Genomic DNA, 17692 nt, shown 5'->3' with positions numbered 1-17692 from the left:
CGAGTCTAATCACGCCAACACCGGCGAAATGGGCTCAATCGGAGGAAATCATGCGCAAGCTCATTGCTTCCACGTACGCCACCCTCGACGGCTTCATCGACAACCCGCACGAATGGTCGCTGCAGTACTCCGAGGAGAAGGCGCAGACCTACGCCTTCACCATGACCACGGACGCCGACGCGCTCCTGCTCGGTCGCGTCACCTACGAGGGCATGGCGCAGGCCTGGCCGAACATGGGCGGCAACCCGTACGCGGACCACGTCAACTCCATGGCCAAGTACGTCGTCGCCAGTGAGCCGGTGGACACCTCCGCCTGGAATCCCACCACGGTCATCGACGGGCACGATCTCGCCGGGGCGGTGACCGACCTCAAGAAGCAGGACGGCGGCGACATCCTCGTCTGGGGCAACGGCCGCCTGACCGACGGCCTGGCCGCCGCCGGCCTCCTGGACGAGTACAAGGTCTGGATCTACCCGGTCATCAAGGGCTCCGGTGAGCCGCTGTTCCGCCCGGACAGCGCCGGAGCCGTCGAACTGGCCGACTCCATCACCTTCCCGAGCGGAGTCGTCGTCCTCACCTACCGTCTCCTCGGCGGCTGATCCGATCGGGCTCGGGCTCGGGCGCGGCTCCGCGTCCGAGCCCGCGGTCGCCGATCGGCGCAGGCCGGTAACGGTCGTGACGGGTCTTGGCGCCGATCATGCGCAGCTGCCTCAGCAGCATCCACCGGTCCAGCCGCCGCGGGACCAGCCGGGCCGAGGTACGGACCAGCGCGGCCATCCGATCGAAGCGCCGCTGCTCGGAAGCGGTCCACTCGATGTCGAACCGCTCCCGGACCGGCTCGGGCAGGCAGCCGATGGCCACCAGCGTGCCCAGCCGCCGCAGGACCGGCCGCCCCGCCCGGAGGGCCACCGACGGGACGAACGGCACCGCGCCGATCCCGTCGGTACGGGCGATCTGGATCGATCGGACGGCCGGAGCCGTCAACTCCAGGCGCTCGGCGCAGAAGGCGTCGAACGCCTTCTGGAACGAACCGTAATCGGGCGGCACCGGGCGCATGCTCACCCCGTACCGGGCGTACCAGGCGACCGTTCCGGCGTAGAGGCGCTCGCGGTCGGCGGCGGTCAGCGCGCCGGCCGGGAAGAACAGTTCGGCCGTCCGGAACATGTGCCAAGTGAACGTGGCGTGCGCCCACCAGAACGTCTCAGGATCCAGGGCGTGGAACCTGCGTCCTCCGGAGTCGACGCCCTTGATGTCCATGTGCAGATCGCGGATCCGCCGGGCGCGCTCGCCCCCGTCCGGCTCGAAGATCGTCGCCCAGATCTGCGGGACCGATCGCCAGATCCGGCCGAACGGATCGTCGAAGAAGCCCGACTGCTCGGCCACGGCCGTCCCCAGCGGCGGATACATCAACTGCAGCAGCCCGGTGGCGCCACCCGGCAGAGCCGCCCGCGAGTCGCCCGCGATCCGCCACAGCAGCGACTCCGGCCCGATCGGGTCGCCGGAAGCCGACCGGTCGCGTCGTCCGCCGAGGTGCTCGGCCGCCGCCATGCCCGACCTCCTTCGGCCTCAGAATGAGACAATTACACGATGTTGTTGCATGTGTCCAGCATCGGAGACGGCGGCGGCATCATGACCACGTGGACGTTGAGATCTCCCTGCCGGACCTGGCTCGACGGCTGCCGCCCCCACCGTCCGGGGAACCGCGTCCCTGCCTTCGGCTCTGCACCTGGTCATTTGACCTGACCACAGACTTCGGCAAGCCGGCCAACGATCTCCCGGCAGCCGCTTGACGACCAGGAGCGTTCCAGGTGCGCGCCGTCGATATCGGTCAGCGTGCCGCGAGGTCAGGCCGACTGGCCGATGTTCTGTGGGCATGTCGGGACGAGGCTCTGCGTGTGCGACCGCGACAGCCTCCGATCGAAAGGACTCCCCACATGACCATCAGGACACGGGCGAGGCCCTTGGCTCTCGCCCGCGACGCAGGCGGACTCGCCGGCCCCGTGGCCGGGCTGATGTTCACGACCGCGATCGCGGGGGCGGGCCGGCTCGCGAGCGACCCGTTCCCAGCGCCGGGATCGGCCCCCGAGACCATCCGCACCTACTACAGCGGGAGCGCGCGGGCGGCTCGCTTCAACGCCGCCTGCCAGGCGCTGTCCCTCCTGGCTCAAGCACGGTACGTGGCCGCGATGGTGCGCGTGGCATCGCGGCATCCGGCCCATCCCCGGCTACTCGGCGGGGTCGTGCTCGTCGCTGGTGGCGCCGCGGTGACGGCGCTTGCCGCTTCGGCGACCGCTCAGGCGAGCCTGACCGTCCCGAAGGAACGTACCGACACCGAGGTTCTGGCCACGACGCGACGCGTTTTCGTCTCCGGGGGGCCTGTCCACGGTGTCGCCAACGGCGTCCTCACCGCTGCCACCGCGGTCGCCGCGCATCAGAAGGGACTGCTCGGCAGGACCGGTGAGGGACTCGCCCTGCTCTCCGCGGCGGCCAACCTGGGCACCCCCGCCTACTTCCGCTGGGAGCCCGCCGGCTGGCTGATCCCGATCGGGCGGTTCAGCGGCTACCTCGTCAGCGGCGTGATCGGTGTCCGGCTCGCCACCAGGGGGAACGATGATCGGCAGGTCCAGCATTAGTACCACTCCCCGGCCTGAAGGGCAGGCTCAAGGTGCCTCCCGAGACACCCGCTGACCACGTCGTACGGCCTCGCGGTGGCGCGCTGCGGCTCCTCCGCGACAACCGCGAGTTCCGGGTGCTGTGGATGGCCCGGGCGGTTTCGGTCCTCGGCGATTCCCTCGGTCTGGTGGCCCTGCTCGTCTATCTTCAGGCCGAGACAGGCGCCGCGATCGCGGTCGCGCTTTTGCTGTTGGCCGGAGACTGCGTTCCGGGGTTGTTCGGCCCGGTGGCAGGCCTCATCAGCGACAGGTACGGGCTCCGCAGGGTGATGGTCGCCTGCGAGGTAGTCCAAGGGCTCTTGGTGCTGGCGATAGCCGCGACCTTGCCGCCGCTTCCGGTCCTGCTGCTCCTGGTCGCGGTACGGGGCATCGGCGCCACGACCTTCATCGCGGCCTCGCGCAGCACCGTCCCCCGTATCGTCGACGACGAGGATCTCGAAGCGGCCAACGCCGCCCTGGGCGCCGGCACCTACGGGCTCGAAGCGCTCGGCCCGCTGATCGCGGCCGCACTGTTCGCGCTGAGCGGGATCCGCGGCGTCCTGCTCGTCGACGTCGCCACTTTCGCCGTCTCCGCTGCCCTGCTGACCTGGCTTCCACGGCTCGGTAGCGTGCGCCGGCCGGACGCCGCGACCGACCGGAGCCCATCGTCCCGGTGGTACCGCGAGTTGATGGCCGGCCTCAGACACCTTTGGTCGATCCCAACCGTGCGTGCCGTCTCCGCAGGTTTCGTCGGCGTGGTCGCTTTCAGTGGAGTCGATGATGTCGCGCTGGTCTTCCTGGCCCGAGACGAACTCGGCGGGACCGGCACCGACGCGGCCGTCCTTTATGCCGGGGTGGGCATCGGCCTGCTACTCGGCTACCTGCTGCTCGCCCGCGCGGGCGGACGATGGCCGGCCCTGGCACTGCTGATCGTCGGGTTCGTGGTGAGCAGTGCCGGCAACCTGGTCACCGGGCTGGCCGGGTCGATCGTGGCCGCCCTGCTGCTCCAGACCCTGCGCGGGGTCGGTATCGCCGCCCTGGACGTCGGCGTCAACACCCACCTGCAGCGCGTCGTCCCGCCCAGCGTCCTCGGCCAAGCCTTCGGCACGCTCTACGGCGCGGTCGGGCTGGGCGCCGGGCTCTCCTACGTCCTGGGAGGCCTGCTGCTCGCCGCGACCGACGCGCGCATCACCTTCGTCGCCGCGGGCGCCGGCGGTCTACTCGTCAGCGTCATCACGGCCGCCGCGATCTACCGCTCCAGGAGCCGCCCGGACCGGCCGGCATCTCCCTCCTGAGCTCCGATGGGAAGGGGCGCCGGGTGTCAGCGCCGGCGTTCCCCGGCGGACCTGGCGGCTGCCGCGATGGCGGCCAGCTCGGTACGGCTGGAGGTCCCGAGCTTCGCGTAGATGTGCGACAGGTGGGTCTTCACGGTGCTGCGGCTGATGAACATCCGCGCAGCGATCTCGGGATTGGGCAGCCCGTCGGCCACCATGAGCGCGACGGCGAGTTCGGTGGGGCTGAGGCTTGACCAGCCGACGGTGGGACGGTTCCGCGGCCCGCGGCCTCGGGTGGCGTCGGCGATGACCGCGTCCAGCGCCAGGGCGGCCCCTTCCTCCGAGTGCTCCCGGTAGGCCTTCTCACCGAGCTCACGCCGTACGAGAGCGATGGTGCGCTCGTGGTCGGGCCGGGCGACGGGCGGCCTCGGGCACCCCATCTGCTCGCGGGCCGCTCGCCCGGCCGCGAGCATTCGCGCGGCGGCGCCGGGCGAGCCGGTGGTCGCGGCGAGGCCGCCCAGCGCGTCGAGGCTGTCGGGCAGGTAGGTGGTGAGGTGGTGTTCCCGGCGCAGTGCGAGGGCCTGATGGTGGAGGTCGAAGGCTCGGGCGGGGTCGGCGGTAGCGATCAGCCGCGCTTGCTCGTCCCTGGCCGAGGCGAGCAGGTAAGGGCTGTCGATTTCGATGGCCGCGGTGACGGCCCGTGCCGCCGCGTGGCCGGCCTCCTCCGTCCGGCCTAGCCGTCGCAGTGCCGCGGCTTGCGGAGCGAGGCACCGCAGTGCCGTCCATTCGTAGGTGTCGTGCTGCTGCATGCCGCGCTCGAACCATTCGAGCGCGGTCGTGGGGCGGCCGGACCACAGGTGCAGGAGGCCGATGACGTATACGTAGGCGATGACGTCGACGTCGCTCGACCGATCCATGCCTTGGACTATGCGGGCCATGATGGCCATGCCTCTGTCGATGTCGCCGGCCATTCCGAAGGCGTGCGCGACGTTGGTGGCGTTGGAACCGTAGGCGAAGTAGTCGCCAAGGGGCTCCGCCAACGCCATGACCTCGACACCGACCGACACTGATCGCCGCACCTCGCCGGTGTGGAGCCGCGCGAGCATGTCGATGCCGAGCGCGAAGCTGCCGCAGAAGCGGTCGTGACGAGCGAGGGCACGCTCGTAGGCGGGCCGTGCTATCGCGGCTGCCTCGGCGTGCCGGTCCCGGCGGTTCAGGGTGTACGCGTCGAGCACGGTGGCCCAGTCCTGGGTGAACGCGTCGCCGGCCGACTCCGACATGGCCCTGGCTTGATCGGCCAGTTCGTGGCAGCGGGGAGGGTCGACGAAGTACAGCGAGTAGGCGCGCATCGCCGTGGCCTGTGCGCCGATGGCGGTGTCGTCGATCTCGGTGGCGATCTCGCCGGCGACGGCGGCGGATTCCCCGGCCTGGTGAACGTGCCCGGCCACCATCGCGAGCCAGGCTCGTCCCACGTGAAGGCGGGCCTGGACGGCGGACCGGGCGTCCGGGGCGAGGCCGAGGGCTCGCTGCAAGAAGCCCAGGCCCTCGTGCGCTTGGGAGCGGATCATCCACTGGTGGGACATGGTGGCGGCGAGCAGGCGGCTGCTCTCCGCTCTGGCCGGGGTGAGCGCCCATTGCAGCCCGGCGTGGATGTTGTCGCGCTCTGCCTCCAGGACCGCCCGCCAGTGGTCCTGGTCGCGAGTGGCTCCGTCCGCCGCTTCGACGGCGAGGTCGAGGTAGTACGCCAGGTGCCGATCGCGTGCCCGTGCCACCTCGCCGCAGCGTCGTAGCTTGTCGAAGGCGTAGTGCCGCACCGTGTCGAGGAGCCGGTAACGCACCTGGTCCTGGTGCCGGCGGGTGGCGACCAGAGACTTGTCGACCAGGCGGCGCGTGACCACGAGGGCATGCTCGTTCTCGGCGGGGTGCCCTGCGCGCTCGTCGTCATCCCAGCGTTCGCCGGCCACGGCGGCAGCGGCGGCCGCGGTGAAGTCGCTTCCGAAGACCGCGAGCCTGCGCAGCACTCGTTGCTCGTGAGGATCCAGCAGGTCGTGGCTCCAGTCCATGGACGCCATCAGCGTGCGATGCCTCGGGATCACGGTCCGGGGGCCGCCGCCCAGCAGTTGCAGGCTGTCCGCCAGACCGGCCGCGATCTGAGCGGGAGTGAGCGCGTGGACCCATGCGGCGGCCAGTTCGATCGCCAGCGGCAAGCCGTCGAGGCGTGCGCAGATCGCCGCCACCTCGGCAGGGGAGTCGTCCATCGTGAAATGCGGGTCGCTCAGCGCGGCCCGTTCGCTGAACAGCCGCTGCGCATCGGCCGGCGTGAGGCTGGGAACCCGGTACACGGCCTCGCCCGGAACTCCGAGCGCCTCTCGGCTGGTGGCCAGGACGACGAGACGCTCGCAGCCCAGGAGCAAACGCCTGATCAGATCGGCGACGGCGTCGAGGAGATGTTCGCAAGTGTCCAGGCACAGGACCGTCGTGGGCGCGTGCAGGCGCCGGAGGAGACCGCTGGTCGGGTCCGCCTCAGGCTCGGAACGCACGCCCAGCGTGTCCGCGACCGTGCGTACCACCAGGCCCGGATCGACCACCGGTCCGAGATCGACCCACCACGTCTCCTCCACGGTTTCCTCGAGCTCGCCGCACAGGTGCGCCGCCAGCCGGGACTTGCCGCTGCCGCCCTCTCCGGTCAGGGTCACGAGCCGGTGCTCGGCGATCCTGGCGTGCAACTGCACGAGCTCTCGGTCGCGGCCGACGAAGCTGGTGAGTGCCGCAGCGAAGTTGGTGTTCACCGGTCGCCGTCCCTCGTCCTTGCAACGGACATATCCTACGGCCGGTGCGCGTTCGCGCCGCGGGAACGGGCGCGCTGCCGGCCGAGCAGCAGGAGCGCACGGGCGAGGGCGGCGACTGCGGCGGTGCAGAACAGGGTCCGCACGATGTTCCCGGCCACCCAAGGCCCTTCGAATCGGTCGCGGACGTGAGCGAGGTCCTTGATGCGGTCCGGGTCGCCGGCCTGGTCGATTTCATAGTTGAGCGGGATGTGGAGACCTGCGGTGACGGCGAGGACGACTCCGTAGAGCACGAGAGCGACGATGGTCCACCGCACGGCCGCCCCTCGGGCGAGGGATGCCTGCAGCACGACGGCGAACACCATGGATATCAGCGCCAGGGTGAAGCTGACGGGAAACACGGGATTCTCATTGAACCGCTGCGTGACCTCCACGAAAGTGCGGTCGTCGACGCCGGCCATATTGGGCATGACCGCGACCGCGAACGTGAAGTTGAGCCCGGCGACGAGGGCCAGCATGACCAGCGCGGCGCCGAGTGCGAATCCCGTCCACGCGTGTCCGGCGGAGCCGTGGCGAGCCGGCCGTGGCGGGCTGGTGGCAGGGTGGTCGCTCATCGGTCCGCTCCCTCTCATGGTGATGGGTTCTCTACATCCACTCTGAGGGAGCAAATCCGGCGTTGCCATGCCCATCGCGCGCGAAATCATGCTCATACGTCCAGCTCGACTAGACGAAGGATCGCGACAAACGGCAACCTGAAGGCATGGATCCTCGGACCACGCCCGATCCACTGGGAGAAGCCCTTCACTTCCTGCGCATGTCGGGCTCGTTCTACTGCCGGTCCGAGCTGACCGCGCCCTGGGGACTGCACCTCCCGGCCGAGCCCGAGTCGATGTGGTTCCACGTCGTGAACACCGGGCGATGCTGGCTCGACGTCGACGGGCTCGAACCTCGGCAGCTGCAGCCGGGAGACTTCGCCCTCGTCCCGCACGGTGAGGGGCACCGGCTGCTCAGCGAGCCCGGGACTCCGGCGCCACAGGTCGATGACCTGGAGTACGACTACGCGAGCGACCGCTACGCGATCCTCCGCTACGGCGGCGGCGGCACACCGGCGAGCGTCGTGTGCGGCACCGTCCGGTTCGGGCACCCGACCGCCCGCGGTCTCGTGGCGCTGCTGCCCCGTACGATCGTCATAGACGGCGCGCCCGCATCGAGGTCGCCCGAGTCCGACTGGATGTACAGCACGCTCCGGCTCATCGCCGCCGAGGGACGGTCGCTACGGCCCGGTGGCGAAGCCGTGATCACACGGCTGTCCGACATCCTCGTCATCCAGGCCATCCGCTCGTGGATCGCAGGAGAAGGCGTCGGGCGGACCGGGTGGCTGGGCGCGCTGCAGGACCCCCGCATCGGTGAGGCCCTGGCCCTCGTGCACCGCGATCCGGGCCGGCCCTGGTCGGTGGCCGTACTGGCGCGAGAGATGACCATGTCGCGATCGGCCTTCGCCGCCCGGTTCACCGATCTAGTGGGGGAACCGGTGATGCAGTACGTGACCCGCTGGCGGATGCAGGTGGCGCTGGACTGGCTGCACCACGACGACGTCCCTGTCGCGGAGCTCGCCTCCCGCCTCGGCTATCAATCGGAAGCGGCGTTCAGTCGCGCGTTCAAACGCACCATCGGCGTCGCCCCCGGCGCCGTACGCCGATCGCCGCTCGACCGGCCGTCACAGGCTGCGGGCCGGGCCGCGCCCGATCCGCCGCACATCCGGCCATCCCCGCATTCCAGCACCTGGCCTTCCCCGAAAAGCCACCCTGCAAGGTGAAAGATCGTGTCGAGCCTGCTCCCAGGCCTCGGTCCGCGGCGTCCTCGCCCCCGAGAACGTTCAGGGTCAGGTGTTCTGGATCTCGGCGTGGGCGCGGGCGAGCACAGCGATCGCACGGGGGTGGTCCTGGAGCTGTTCGGAGAGCAGTTCCAGGCTGGGCAGGAGGCTGTACGTGGGGACGTTGCGGGCGGTGAGCAGGCCGGAGACCCATGCCATGAAGCCGCTGAACAGGTCAGGGTCGTCCACGTACAGGGCCGCGCCGAGGAAGCCGACGATGTGCGCGACGTCCTCGGCGGTGTGGTGCCGTTGCCGCTCGCTGTAGGCGGCCATGGCGGGGAACCGGGACGCCAGCCCGGTCATCACGTGCCGGACCAGGTGCGGCGCCGTCCGGCTGACGTGCGCGTACTCCAGGTCCGCGAGGTGCGGCAGGTCGTCGATGACCTGGCGGTGGACCGCCGGCGGCTTCGGCGGCGGCCCCTCCGCCAGCCGTTCGGCGGCCGCGCGTGCGTCGGCGGCCCAGGCGTCCGCGCCCAGCCGGGCGACGTAGCGTCCGGCTGGGCCGAAGGCGGCACCGCCGACCATGACCGGGGTGCCGGTCGCCCGGCAGGCGACGATCGCCGCGTGCGCGGCGGGCAGCCGAGTCGCGATCGAGGACGACAGCGCGATGACCGCAGGGCCGGTGCCGTGCAGGTGGGCGACCAGATGCTCGGTCGGTACCTGCGCGCCCAGGTAGTCGACGTGCCAGCCGCGCAGCCGCAGGATCTCGGTCACCAGCCGTGCGGGCAGGGCGTGCCACTCGCCGTCGATGCACGCCACCGCGACGCGGCCGGGCCGCCGCCGCGCCTCCTGCCGCTCCCGGACGGACGGGTGATACGCGAGGGCGCTGATCACGCGTTCGTTGACGGCGGTGGCGAGGTGCTCCTGCGCGACACTGAACCGGTTGGCCGCCCACTCGTTTCCCACCCGGCCCTGGAGGGGCGCGATGACATCGAGCAGCAGGTCCTCGATGTCGAGCCCGCCGTCCAGTGCCGCGATGGCGGTGTCGGCCGCGGTGAGCTCGTCCCCGGAGGTAACGGCCTTCCAGAGACGGTCCGTCAGGGATTCCGGGGCGTGCGTCATGACGTTCCCTGCCGTGCGTGCCGGGGAGCGGTGATCGCGATGATCGCCATATCGTCGTGCCGGTTCCCGCCCACCCATTCGGCGGCGAGCATGTGGATCCGCTCCACCAGCGCCTCGGGGAGCATCCCGCCGCAGCCGGCCAATCCGGCGCACAGCCGCTCATCGCCGAACATCTCGTCGCCGAGCGGGCCACCGAAGGCCTCGGTGATGCCGTCGGTGTACAGCAGGCAGGTGTCACCGCTCCGAAGGGTCACCTCCGCGGTCGTGGAGGCGATCTCGTCCAGCACGCCGATCAGCGAGCCGCCGGTCGGCACCTCCTCGACCGGGCCGTCGGCTCGGACGATCAGGGGCGGGGCGTGGCCGGCGCTGGTGAGCCTGACGCGCACCCGCCGGCCCTCCCGCCGGACCGAGGCCAGAACCAGCGTGGCGAATCTGGTGCCGCCGTCGTGCAGCAGCGCCGCGTTCACCAGTTCCAGCACCCGCCGGTGGTCTCCGGCCAGCGGCAGCAGGGCCCGCAGCGTGGTACGGATCTTGCCGGTGAGCACTGCGGCCTCCAGCCCCTTGCCCGCCACGTCCCCCAGCACCACGAGGGACTCGCCGCCGGACTCGGCGGGGTACACGTCGTAGAAGTCGCCTCCCACACGTTCGGCGTCCTCGGACGGCCGGTAACGCGCCGCGAGCTCGATTCCAGGAAGGTGCTGCGCCGGCGGGGGCAGCAGATCACGCATCAGCGTCTCGGTGATGGACGCCTGCTCGCCGTGAAGCCGGGCGGCCGCCATCGCCGCTCCCGCGTGGCGGGCGAAGAGCCGGACCACCGTCTCCTCGCCCTCCGAGAATCCCTGCCGACCACGGCGGTGCAGCAGCAGGGCCCCGGCGGGGACGCCCTGGCCCGGAAGCGCGATCACCGCGATCGCGCCGTGTTCGCCCGGTTCCGGGCGCGCGACCCAGGCGGGGACGCCGGACGGATCGATCCAGCGCGGGGCCGGGAATCCCTGCATCGCCTCGACGAGTCCGGGCACCTCCGCGGGGTCGATCACCAGCTCCTGGTGATCGACGTTTCCGTCCGGACCGCAGGAGGCGATGGAGTGGGTATGCCCGGATGGCGCGGCGATGACCAGGGCCGTGTCGGCCAGGTGCCGGGCGGCCAGCCGGACGGCGGCCTCCATGCACCGTTCCAGATTGAGTGACCCGAGGAACCAGCTGGACTCCTCCGCCAGGAACGCCATCCGCCGCCGCTCGGCCGCCAGTTCCTGGGCGAGCCGAGCCTCCTCGGTGATGTCGGTCAGCCACCAGATCGTGGGGGCGGGGCCGCCCTGGGCGCTGTGCCCCGCAACCGCCCGGGCCTCGAAGATCCGGTCGCCGATCGGCCCGCGCGCGGTCCTGATCGCCGCCGCCTTCTCCGTCCCCGCTCGCCCGTCCCGGACGGGCGCGGGATGATCGGCCAGTGAGCGGTGCGCGTCGGCCAGCCAGCCGGGTGCCCTGTCGGCCAGGGCGGAACCGGCCGAGGCGCCCAGCAGCGCTCGCGCCGCGTCGTTGAGCCGGGAGATCAGCCCGGACGGCTCGACCGCCAGAGCCGCGTAGGGGGCCGACCGTGACACCGGGTCGAGGGCGCCGAGAGAGCCGTCTCCGTCTTTGGTCATTGGCATCGAACCAGAGCCTGGCGCGGGGCTCCTCTTCCCCTTCGGACGCACCCACAGTGGATCTTCTCCCCTTCGAGGGTAACCGAACCTGGCGCGGCTCGTCACGTGGCGTAGTCGGACGGGTCCGCCCCCGCCTTCGCGTCTTCCGCGAGGGGAGTCCTCGGCGATCCGCCGCCTTCACGGTCCGCGTCGAGAGGCGGTGCCCTGTTTCCGTATCCACCAGGTAGTGCGGGCCTAATATGAACTCAAAAAGGTTCTGCGCGTCCTGGTGGGCCTTTCTGAACCAAAGGAGCGTGATGGCGTACGAGGTCATACTCGTATTCGCCGACTCCGTGCACCCGGAGGAGTTCCTCGACCTCATCGAGGAACTCGGTGGCGTGCGACGTCCCGATGAGTGGACGAGCGGCCGGCTGTCGCGCGAGCGCCGGCATGTCTGGGTGACCGTGGCGCCGAGCCCCGACCTCGAGTTCGAGCCGGAGGACCTCGAGGAGTACGAGCGCGAGCTCGGTGCGCCGATGCGCGCCGCGGTCATCCTGTCCATTTCCACGACCACGGGCAGCGATGCCGTCGCGATGGAGATCTTCGAGGCGGCGGCACTGCGCTGGCGCACGATCCTGGACGACGATCACGGCCGATGCTTCTCCGTCGACGAACTGCGCCGCTACGCCCCCGACCGCCTGCCTTTCAACGGCGGCCCGCTGTGATCCCGCGCAGGGCGCGTCCGCGCATCGTCCGTGGGCATGGACGACGCGCCTGATCCGGGTCCGGAGCGCTTGCGGAGAAAAGCGTTGGCCTTTCCTTGACGGCACGGGGCAGCATGGACCGGGCGGCGCCAAGGGAGGGCGGTTGGCTTGCAAGAGGCACGGGACGGCCGGCCACCCAGGAAACGAGCGGTCCTGCTGACGCTGCGCTACTACTGCGGTGTGCTGCGCCGCCAGTGGCGGGTCTCGCTTCCTGCGCTGACCCTCCCGGCGCTCGGAAACACCTGCCTGTTCTACATGTCGCCGCTGGTCGTCGCCGCTCTGGTAGGGCACCTTGCCGATTCCGGGGAAGGCGACCTGGCCGGGCTCCTGCCCTACCTTCTCGGCTTCGGCGGCCTGATGCTGGCGGGCGAGGCGCTGTGGCGGGTGGGGATCCACTTCCTCAACCGGACCAACGCCCGGGGCGTCGAGCGGCTCGGCGTCGTGGGCATGGACGAGTTGCTCGCCAAGGACAGCGCGTTCTTCCACGACAACTTCGCTGGAGCACTGACCAAACGGATCCTCAGTTTCTCCGGCGGCTTCGAGCACTTCGCCGACACCCTCACATTCTCCGTCATCGCGAACGTCATCCCGCTGGGCTTCGCCTCGGTGGTGCTGTGGTGGTACGACCCGCTCCTGGTCGTGGTGCTGATCGGACTGATCATCGTCACCGGCTTCATGGTCGCCCCGTTCATCCGCCGCAGGCAGGCGCTGGTCGACGCCCGCGAGGCCGCCAAGGTGCGGGTGTCGGGACATGTCGCGGACGTGATGACCAACATGGAGACGGTCCGCGCGTTCTCCGCCGAGGAGCGGGAGGCCGCCGAGTTCCGGACCCGGATCCGCGAGCAGGCCCGGTTGTCGCTGCGCTCCTGGGACTACGCCAACCTCCGGGTCGACATGATCGTCGCCCCGATGTCGATCCTCACCAGCGTTCTGGGCCTGCTCGCCGCGGTGGCGCTGCGCGGCGGACTCGGGGTGGAGGCCATCGTGGTGACGTTCTCGTACTACAGCAACGCGACCCGGATCATGTTCGAGTTCAACCAGGTCTACCGGCGGCTGGAGAGCACGCTCACCGAGGCCGCGCAGTTCACCGAGCTGCTCCTGGAGCCGCCGACCGTCGTCGATCCGCCCGACCCGGAGCCGCTGCGCCCGGTCGGCGCGGCGGTCCGCTTCGAGCGGGTCCGCTTCGCGCACGGCGGTGGCCCGCCCCTGTTCGACGGGCTGGACCTGGAGATCCCCAGCGGCGCCAAGGTCGGCCTGGTGGGCCGGTCCGGCGGTGGCAAGACCACCCTCACCCGGCTCCTGTTGCGGCTCATGGACGTCGACGCCGGCCGGATCCTGGTCGGCGGCCAGGACATCGCCCGGCTGTGCCAGGCCGACCTGCGCGGCCTGACCGCGTATGTCCCGCAGGAACCGGCGATGTTCCACCGGTCGGTGCGCGACAACATCGCCTTCGCCCGGCCGGGCGCCACCGAGGCCGAGATCCTCCGGGCCGCGCGGGCGGCGCACGTCACCGAGTTCGCCGAGAGCCTCCCGGACGGCTTCGACACGCTCGTCGGCGAGCGGGGCGTCAAGCTCTCCGGCGGCCAGCGGCAGCGCGTCGCGCTCGCCCGCGCCATCTTGCGGGACGCTCCGATCCTGCTACTGGACGAGGCGACCAGCGCCCTCGACTCCGAGAGCGAACTGCTCGTCCAAGAGGCCCTGTGGGGCCTGATGCGCGACCGCACGGCGCTGGTCGTCGCGCACCGCCTGAGCACGGTCGTCCGGATGGACCGGCTGGTCGTCCTGGACCGCGGCCGCGTCCTCGAACAGGGGTCGCACCGGGAGCTCCTCAAGTCCGAGGGCCCCTACGCCCGTCTATGGCGCCACCAGTCCGGCGGCTTCCTCCCCGACGAATCTTCCCCGGACGCGCTCGACCGCCGCCCGGCCTGACGAGAAGGGCCTTCGGTGGTTGTGGCGCCACCTCTGGTGTCTCTCCGATGGACTTTCGCGTGGAACGGCGTTCCTGTGCCGGTTGTAAGTGCTGACACCGATGGCGGCAATACGTCGATCTCACGTCTCGGGTGGCTGTCTCGTCTCGTGGGTGTACCCGCTGACAACAGCAAGGAGTGCACCATGGAAGCTCGCTTGAACCTCCCCGGTATCCCGATGGCGGCCAAGTCGATGCGGCACATCGCCTCGGCGAGCATGTCGATCATCCAGGAATCGACGCTGCCGGCCGCGACCCGGGATCTGGTGCTGCTGCGCGCCAGTCAGATCAACGGCTGTGGCTTCTGCGTCGACGTGCACAGCAAGGACCTCGCGCACACCGGGGAGAGCGCCACCCGGGTCAACCTGGTCGCGGCCTGGCGCGAGGGCAAGGTGTTCACCGAGGCTGAGCGTGCCGCTCTGGAGCTGACCGAGCAGGGCACCCGGATCGCCGATGCGGCCGGTGGGGTCACCGACGAGGTGTGGGAGAACGCCGCCGAGTACTACGACCAGGAGCAGCTCGCCGCGTTGGTGATGCTCATCGCCCTCATCAACGCCAACAACCGCCTGGGCGTCATCACCCGGATGGCCGGCGGAGACTACCGGCCCGGCCAGTACGGATACTGAGCAGGAGTGGCCACCATGACCGAGCGGTCGGGTACTCGGCGAGCGGCCGAGTGGGCAGGGCCTTCAGGAGGAGCCGACGTGATGCGGGCCGAGGAGCGAGCGGGGGAGTTCCAGAAGCTGCGGCCGCTGCTTTTCTCGATCGCCTACCGGATGCTGGGCAGCGTGGGCGAGGCCGAGGACGCGGTCCAGGACACCTGGCTGCGCTACCAGGCCTTCCCGGCCGAGCCCAGGTCGGTCAAGTCGTTCCTGTCGACCACGGTGACCCGGATCTGCATCGACGTGCTGCGCTCGGCTCGCGTGCGGCGGGAGGAGTACGTCGGGCCGTGGTTCCCCGAGCCGCTGCTGGCCGATCCCTACCAGGACCCCGAGCGGTCGGCGGAGCTGGCCGACTCGGTGTCGGTGGCGGCTCTGTTGCTGCTGGAGCGGCTCAGTTCGCTTGAGCGTGCGGTGTTCGTGCTGCGGGAGGTGTTCGCCTTCCGCTTCGCGGAGGTCGCATCGGCGGTGGGGCGGTCCGAGGCGGCGTGCCGTCAGCTTGCGATGCAGGCGCGCCGCCACATGGAGGCCGGCCGGCCCCGGTTCGAAGCCGACCGCAAAGAGCGCGATCAGCTCGCCGGACGGTTCTTCGAGGCCTTCAGAGAAGGGGACGTGGACGGCCTGCGGGAGCTGCTGGCCGCCGACGTCCACATGGTCGGCGACGGCGGCGGCAAGGCTCCGCAATTGGCGGCCCCCGTCATCGGCTCCGGCGACGTGGCCCGGATGCTGGCCTCGACCTTCCCGCCGTTCGCCCGCATCGGCGGCGTGGTGGAGCCGCACGAGGTGAACGGCCGGCCGGGAGCGATCTTCCGCGACCGGGACGGCAAGGTCGTCTACACCCTGGCGCTCGACATCCTCGACGGACGGATTCAGACGATCCGCACGGTCCTCAACCCCGACAAACTCGGCCACGTGGGTCCCGTGGCCGACGCCTGGGCGGTCGCCCGGGAGACGAACCAGGCCCGCCAGTCCATGGAATGACCGCCGCGGGGAGGAGCCGCAACCAAAACAGCGGAGTGCAAATGAACCCACCGAGTTCGTTGAAGTGATGTCTTCCTGGCCTGCCGGTTTGGGCCGTCGCCGGAGGATTCGGCGCGGCGGCTTCCGTACGCGGAAGGCGGCTGAGGAGGCGCTGGCGCAGTTGTGCAGACCGTCGGGTCCGGGTGGTCTGCTGACGGTGGGGGATTGGCTGGGGCAGTGGGTGGCCACGTGTTCGGGTGCGGTGTCCACGGTCAGTGACAACGCCTGCCACATCCGCCGGTACCTCGCTCCCTATCTCGGTCGGGTGGTGCTGGCGGAGCTGTCGGTGGTGCACCTGCAGATGATGTCCGCGGCGATCGCGCGTCGGCACAGTGCCGGTGGGGCGCCTAGGTCCGAACCCAAGTCGGCCTCAGCCTGGACCCAGGTGCCGGGCCGCGGGAGCACCGAGGGTAGCGCCTGCCCTGGTCAAGGGTGGTGCACCCGGAGGGGTTCGAACCCCCGACCGTCGGCTAGAAGGCGATGCTCTCGTGTCGGGCCAGTGCTTTTAGTGTTGAACGGTACCGCCGTGTCCGCTCCTCGTTGGGGCCGTGCCGGCTGAACATGCCGCCGAACAGGGAACGTCCCCGGCTCGCGCGCACGTCTAACGCGCTCGGGCACGGATGGATCTGGGAGCGCGGACGATGAGTTTCGACCTTTGCGTGTGGCGAGAGGATCGCCCCATCACGGCCGCGCAGGCCCTTCGCACCTACTGGTGGCTGTGCGGCGACGAGAGGTTGACGGACGCTGACGAGGCGGAATTCGGAGTCGAGCAGGACGAGCGAGTCGACGCCTTCCATAGTGAACTGCTGAGGGCGTACCCGCCGCTGGAAGGGCTGGAGACCGCCGAAGCGGATGCTTCTCCCTGGAGCATGACTCCCAGCCACCTCTCCGGCCACTACGTGATCATGATGATGGGTTTCTCCGATGCGCCGGACGTCACCCCGGTGGTCGTCGAGCTGGCCATGCGGCACGGCCTGGTCTGCTATGACCCGCAGGTGATGCGGGTCCACAACCCGCCGGACATCGTCAACACCGGTGGCCTGCGCATGGAGTTCTGCGACGGCGGCGTCGTCAACGATCCCTGCCCCGAGGATCTCCCCGAACTGCTGGGCCAGATCACCGACCGGAACTGGTGGGCCTCCCTTGATCGAGACCCAGGCTGGTTCATGCAGGTCGGTATCGGCGAGCGGGCCGGCGGACTCCCCGACGGCGTCTTCGGGCTGGAATACCGGGAGGGGCACACCGACCGGCATTTCCGCGTTCTGGTCCGCGACCTCGACGAGGTACTCCACGCCTTCCAGGGCTATGCCGAGGGCCACGAGCGCTGGAAGTCCGCGTTCGACTGGCAATAGCCGGTACGTTCCACCACGGCCGCACTCACGTTCTGGCACGGGCCGCGGCCCGGGCGCCCAGCCCCGCAAAAGCCGAAGAACACCACCAGCGGATCCTTACCAACGAGCATCCCGTGCCGTTGGAAAACCTGGACCACCGCTTCCAGAACGTCGTGCCCAAGGTACGAGAACCTGCCCCGCAGGCCCGGATTCTCGAACCCGACCCCTCCAGCGACGATCCGCTTAGGAAGCGACCAGGGCGAGCCGTTCGCTGATCTGCTGGGCCGCGGACCCTACGGCTGCGGCTACGTCGGGGACACGTTCGTCAAGCACACGGTGCGACAGCGCGGCAACGCTCACCGCATCTCCCTCACCGCGGAACGGCGCGGCGATCCCCACCAACGAAAACGCTGAGCGCTCTCGTCCAGATCCATCAGAAGATTCCGGGCCTGCTGCGTCACCTACGCGCCCGTCGGGTTCTCGCCGGTCGGCGGCAGCACCAGCTGGCGGATCTCCCGCTGGACCGGTGGCCTGCTGGAGGGCAGGACGCTTCACCTGCCGCCGCAACACCGCAAGCGGATGACGTAACACCAAGATCTCGACCTCCTTGGCTGCGTCCCCGCGGAATCGAAGCAGCATCACGCCCAACGAGTTGCGCGTCAGGTCGTACAACAGCGACCACACCAT

Annotated in this window: 15 protein-coding genes; 10 read left to right on the top strand and 5 right to left on the bottom strand. The window is 70.2% G+C overall.

Translation table 11 applies throughout. The features are described 5' to 3' along the window. Positions 1 to 50: 50 nt before the first annotated feature. Positions 51 to 599: a dihydrofolate reductase family protein gene (locus tag ACH34Q_RS11660; protein WP_395982847.1), complete on the top strand. Its 549-nt coding sequence runs from the start codon at positions 51 to 53 to the stop codon at positions 597 to 599. Here ACH34Q_RS11660 and ACH34Q_RS11655 read toward each other — a convergent pair. Further along, the gene (locus tag ACH34Q_RS11655; protein ID WP_395982846.1) at positions 574 to 1548 is read right to left on the bottom strand and encodes an oxygenase MpaB family protein; all 975 of its coding nucleotides are present in this window, start codon (positions 1546 to 1548) and stop codon (positions 574 to 576) included. The two genes, ACH34Q_RS11660 and ACH34Q_RS11655, sit on opposite strands and share 26 nt — an antisense overlap. Positions 1549 to 1934: 386 nt before the next feature. Between ACH34Q_RS11655 and ACH34Q_RS11650 the strand changes: the two genes are divergently transcribed. Together ACH34Q_RS11650 and ACH34Q_RS11645 are read left to right on the top strand one after the other, a co-directional pair. Next, a complete protein-coding gene (locus ACH34Q_RS11650) occupies positions 1935 to 2633 on the top strand; it encodes a hypothetical protein (protein WP_395982845.1) in 699 nt (232 codons plus the stop codon). Between the two features lie 32 nt (positions 2634 to 2665). Next, entirely contained in the window at positions 2666 to 3946 is a 1281-nt protein-coding gene (locus ACH34Q_RS11645) for an MFS transporter (protein ID WP_395982844.1), read from the top strand. A gap of 26 nt (positions 3947 to 3972) precedes the next feature. On the opposite strand, the gene ACH34Q_RS11640 is transcribed toward ACH34Q_RS11645, so the two are convergent. Further along, the gene (locus tag ACH34Q_RS11640; protein ID WP_395982843.1) at positions 3973 to 6714 is read right to left on the bottom strand and encodes a LuxR C-terminal-related transcriptional regulator; all 2742 of its coding nucleotides are present in this window, start codon (positions 6712 to 6714) and stop codon (positions 3973 to 3975) included. Between the two features lie 35 nt (positions 6715 to 6749). Next, positions 6750 to 7325, bottom strand: a complete 576-nt coding sequence (locus ACH34Q_RS11635; protein ID WP_395982842.1) for a DUF1772 domain-containing protein — start codon at positions 7323 to 7325, stop codon at positions 6750 to 6752. Positions 7326 to 7471: 146 nt separating this feature from the next. On the opposite strand from ACH34Q_RS11635, the gene ACH34Q_RS11630 reads away from it, so the two are divergent. Continuing rightward, a complete protein-coding gene (locus ACH34Q_RS11630) occupies positions 7472 to 8527 on the top strand; it encodes an AraC family transcriptional regulator (RefSeq protein WP_395982841.1) in 1056 nt (351 codons plus the stop codon). 66 nt (positions 8528 to 8593) lie between these two features. On the opposite strand, the gene ACH34Q_RS11625 is transcribed toward ACH34Q_RS11630, so the two are convergent. Beyond that, complete coding sequence (locus ACH34Q_RS11625; RefSeq protein ID WP_395982840.1) at positions 8594 to 9646, bottom strand: B12-binding domain-containing protein; 1053 nt, start codon at positions 9644 to 9646, stop codon at positions 8594 to 8596. Beyond that, entirely contained in the window at positions 9643 to 11286 is a 1644-nt protein-coding gene (locus ACH34Q_RS11620; protein ID WP_395982839.1) for a PP2C family protein-serine/threonine phosphatase, read from the bottom strand. The genes ACH34Q_RS11625 and ACH34Q_RS11620 overlap by 4 nt, the downstream gene beginning before the upstream one ends. A gap of 296 nt (positions 11287 to 11582) precedes the next feature. Between ACH34Q_RS11620 and ACH34Q_RS11615 the strand changes: the two genes are divergently transcribed. The 6 genes from ACH34Q_RS11615 to ACH34Q_RS11590 all read left to right on the top strand — a co-directional run bounded on the left by ACH34Q_RS11615 (position 11583) and on the right by ACH34Q_RS11590 (position 17026). Beyond that, positions 11583 to 11990 carry a hypothetical protein gene (locus tag ACH34Q_RS11615; protein WP_395982838.1) on the top strand — a complete coding sequence of 136 codons (408 nt, stop codon included), beginning with the start codon at positions 11583 to 11585 and terminating at the stop codon, positions 11988 to 11990. 147 nt (positions 11991 to 12137) lie between these two features. Beyond that, on the top strand, positions 12138 to 13958 hold the full coding sequence (locus ACH34Q_RS11610; RefSeq protein ID WP_395982837.1) for an ABC transporter ATP-binding protein: 1821 nt from the start codon (positions 12138 to 12140) through the stop codon (positions 13956 to 13958). Between the two features lie 183 nt (positions 13959 to 14141). Beyond that, positions 14142 to 14621: a carboxymuconolactone decarboxylase family protein gene (locus ACH34Q_RS11605; RefSeq protein ID WP_395982836.1), complete on the top strand. Its 480-nt coding sequence runs from the start codon at positions 14142 to 14144 to the stop codon at positions 14619 to 14621. A gap of 81 nt (positions 14622 to 14702) precedes the next feature. Beyond that, a complete protein-coding gene (locus ACH34Q_RS11600) occupies positions 14703 to 15635 on the top strand; it encodes an RNA polymerase sigma-70 factor (protein WP_395983069.1) in 933 nt (310 codons plus the stop codon). Between the two features lie 67 nt (positions 15636 to 15702). Next, positions 15703 to 16233, top strand: coding sequence for an Arm DNA-binding domain-containing protein (locus ACH34Q_RS11595; RefSeq protein WP_395982835.1), 531 nt, complete (start codon positions 15703 to 15705; stop codon positions 16231 to 16233). 82 nt (positions 16234 to 16315) lie between these two features. Continuing rightward, a complete protein-coding gene (locus ACH34Q_RS11590; protein WP_395982834.1) occupies positions 16316 to 17026 on the top strand; it encodes a hypothetical protein in 711 nt (236 codons plus the stop codon). Positions 17027 to 17692: the final 666 nt, after the last annotated feature.

The sequence above is a fragment of the Actinomadura sp. 9N407 genome (assembly GCF_044326315.1).
Classification (GTDB): domain Bacteria; phylum Actinomycetota; class Actinomycetes; order Streptosporangiales; family Streptosporangiaceae; genus Spirillospora.
This window is presented reverse-complemented; position numbering and strand designations above follow the sequence as displayed.

What these genes read in the sequence shown, in the direction of transcription:
- ACH34Q_RS11660 (WP_395982847.1), top strand. Translation starts at nt 51, where the DNA reads ATGCGCAAGCTCATTGCTTCCACGTACGCCACCCTCGACGGCTTCATC.
- ACH34Q_RS11655 (WP_395982846.1), bottom strand. Translation starts at nt 1,548, where the DNA reads ATGGCGGCGGCCGAGCACCTCGGCGGACGACGCGACCGGTCGGCTTCC.
- ACH34Q_RS11650 (WP_395982845.1), top strand. Translation starts at nt 1,935, where the DNA reads ATGACCATCAGGACACGGGCGAGGCCCTTGGCTCTCGCCCGCGACGCA.
- ACH34Q_RS11635 (WP_395982842.1), bottom strand. Translation starts at nt 7,325, where the DNA reads ATGAGCGACCACCCTGCCACCAGCCCGCCACGGCCGGCTCGCCACGGC.
- ACH34Q_RS11630 (WP_395982841.1), top strand. Translation starts at nt 7,472, where the DNA reads ATGGATCCTCGGACCACGCCCGATCCACTGGGAGAAGCCCTTCACTTC.
- ACH34Q_RS11625 (WP_395982840.1), bottom strand. Translation starts at nt 9,646, where the DNA reads ATGACGCACGCCCCGGAATCCCTGACGGACCGTCTCTGGAAGGCCGTT.
- ACH34Q_RS11620 (WP_395982839.1), bottom strand. Translation starts at nt 11,286, where the DNA reads ATGACCAAAGACGGAGACGGCTCTCTCGGCGCCCTCGACCCGGTGTCA.
- ACH34Q_RS11615 (WP_395982838.1), top strand. Translation starts at nt 11,583, where the DNA reads ATGGCGTACGAGGTCATACTCGTATTCGCCGACTCCGTGCACCCGGAG.
- ACH34Q_RS11605 (WP_395982836.1), top strand. Translation starts at nt 14,142, where the DNA reads ATGGAAGCTCGCTTGAACCTCCCCGGTATCCCGATGGCGGCCAAGTCG.
- ACH34Q_RS11600 (WP_395983069.1), top strand. Translation starts at nt 14,703, where the DNA reads ATGCGGGCCGAGGAGCGAGCGGGGGAGTTCCAGAAGCTGCGGCCGCTG.
- ACH34Q_RS11595 (WP_395982835.1), top strand. Translation starts at nt 15,703, where the DNA reads ATGTCTTCCTGGCCTGCCGGTTTGGGCCGTCGCCGGAGGATTCGGCGC.
- ACH34Q_RS11590 (WP_395982834.1), top strand. Translation starts at nt 16,316, where the DNA reads ATGAGTTTCGACCTTTGCGTGTGGCGAGAGGATCGCCCCATCACGGCC.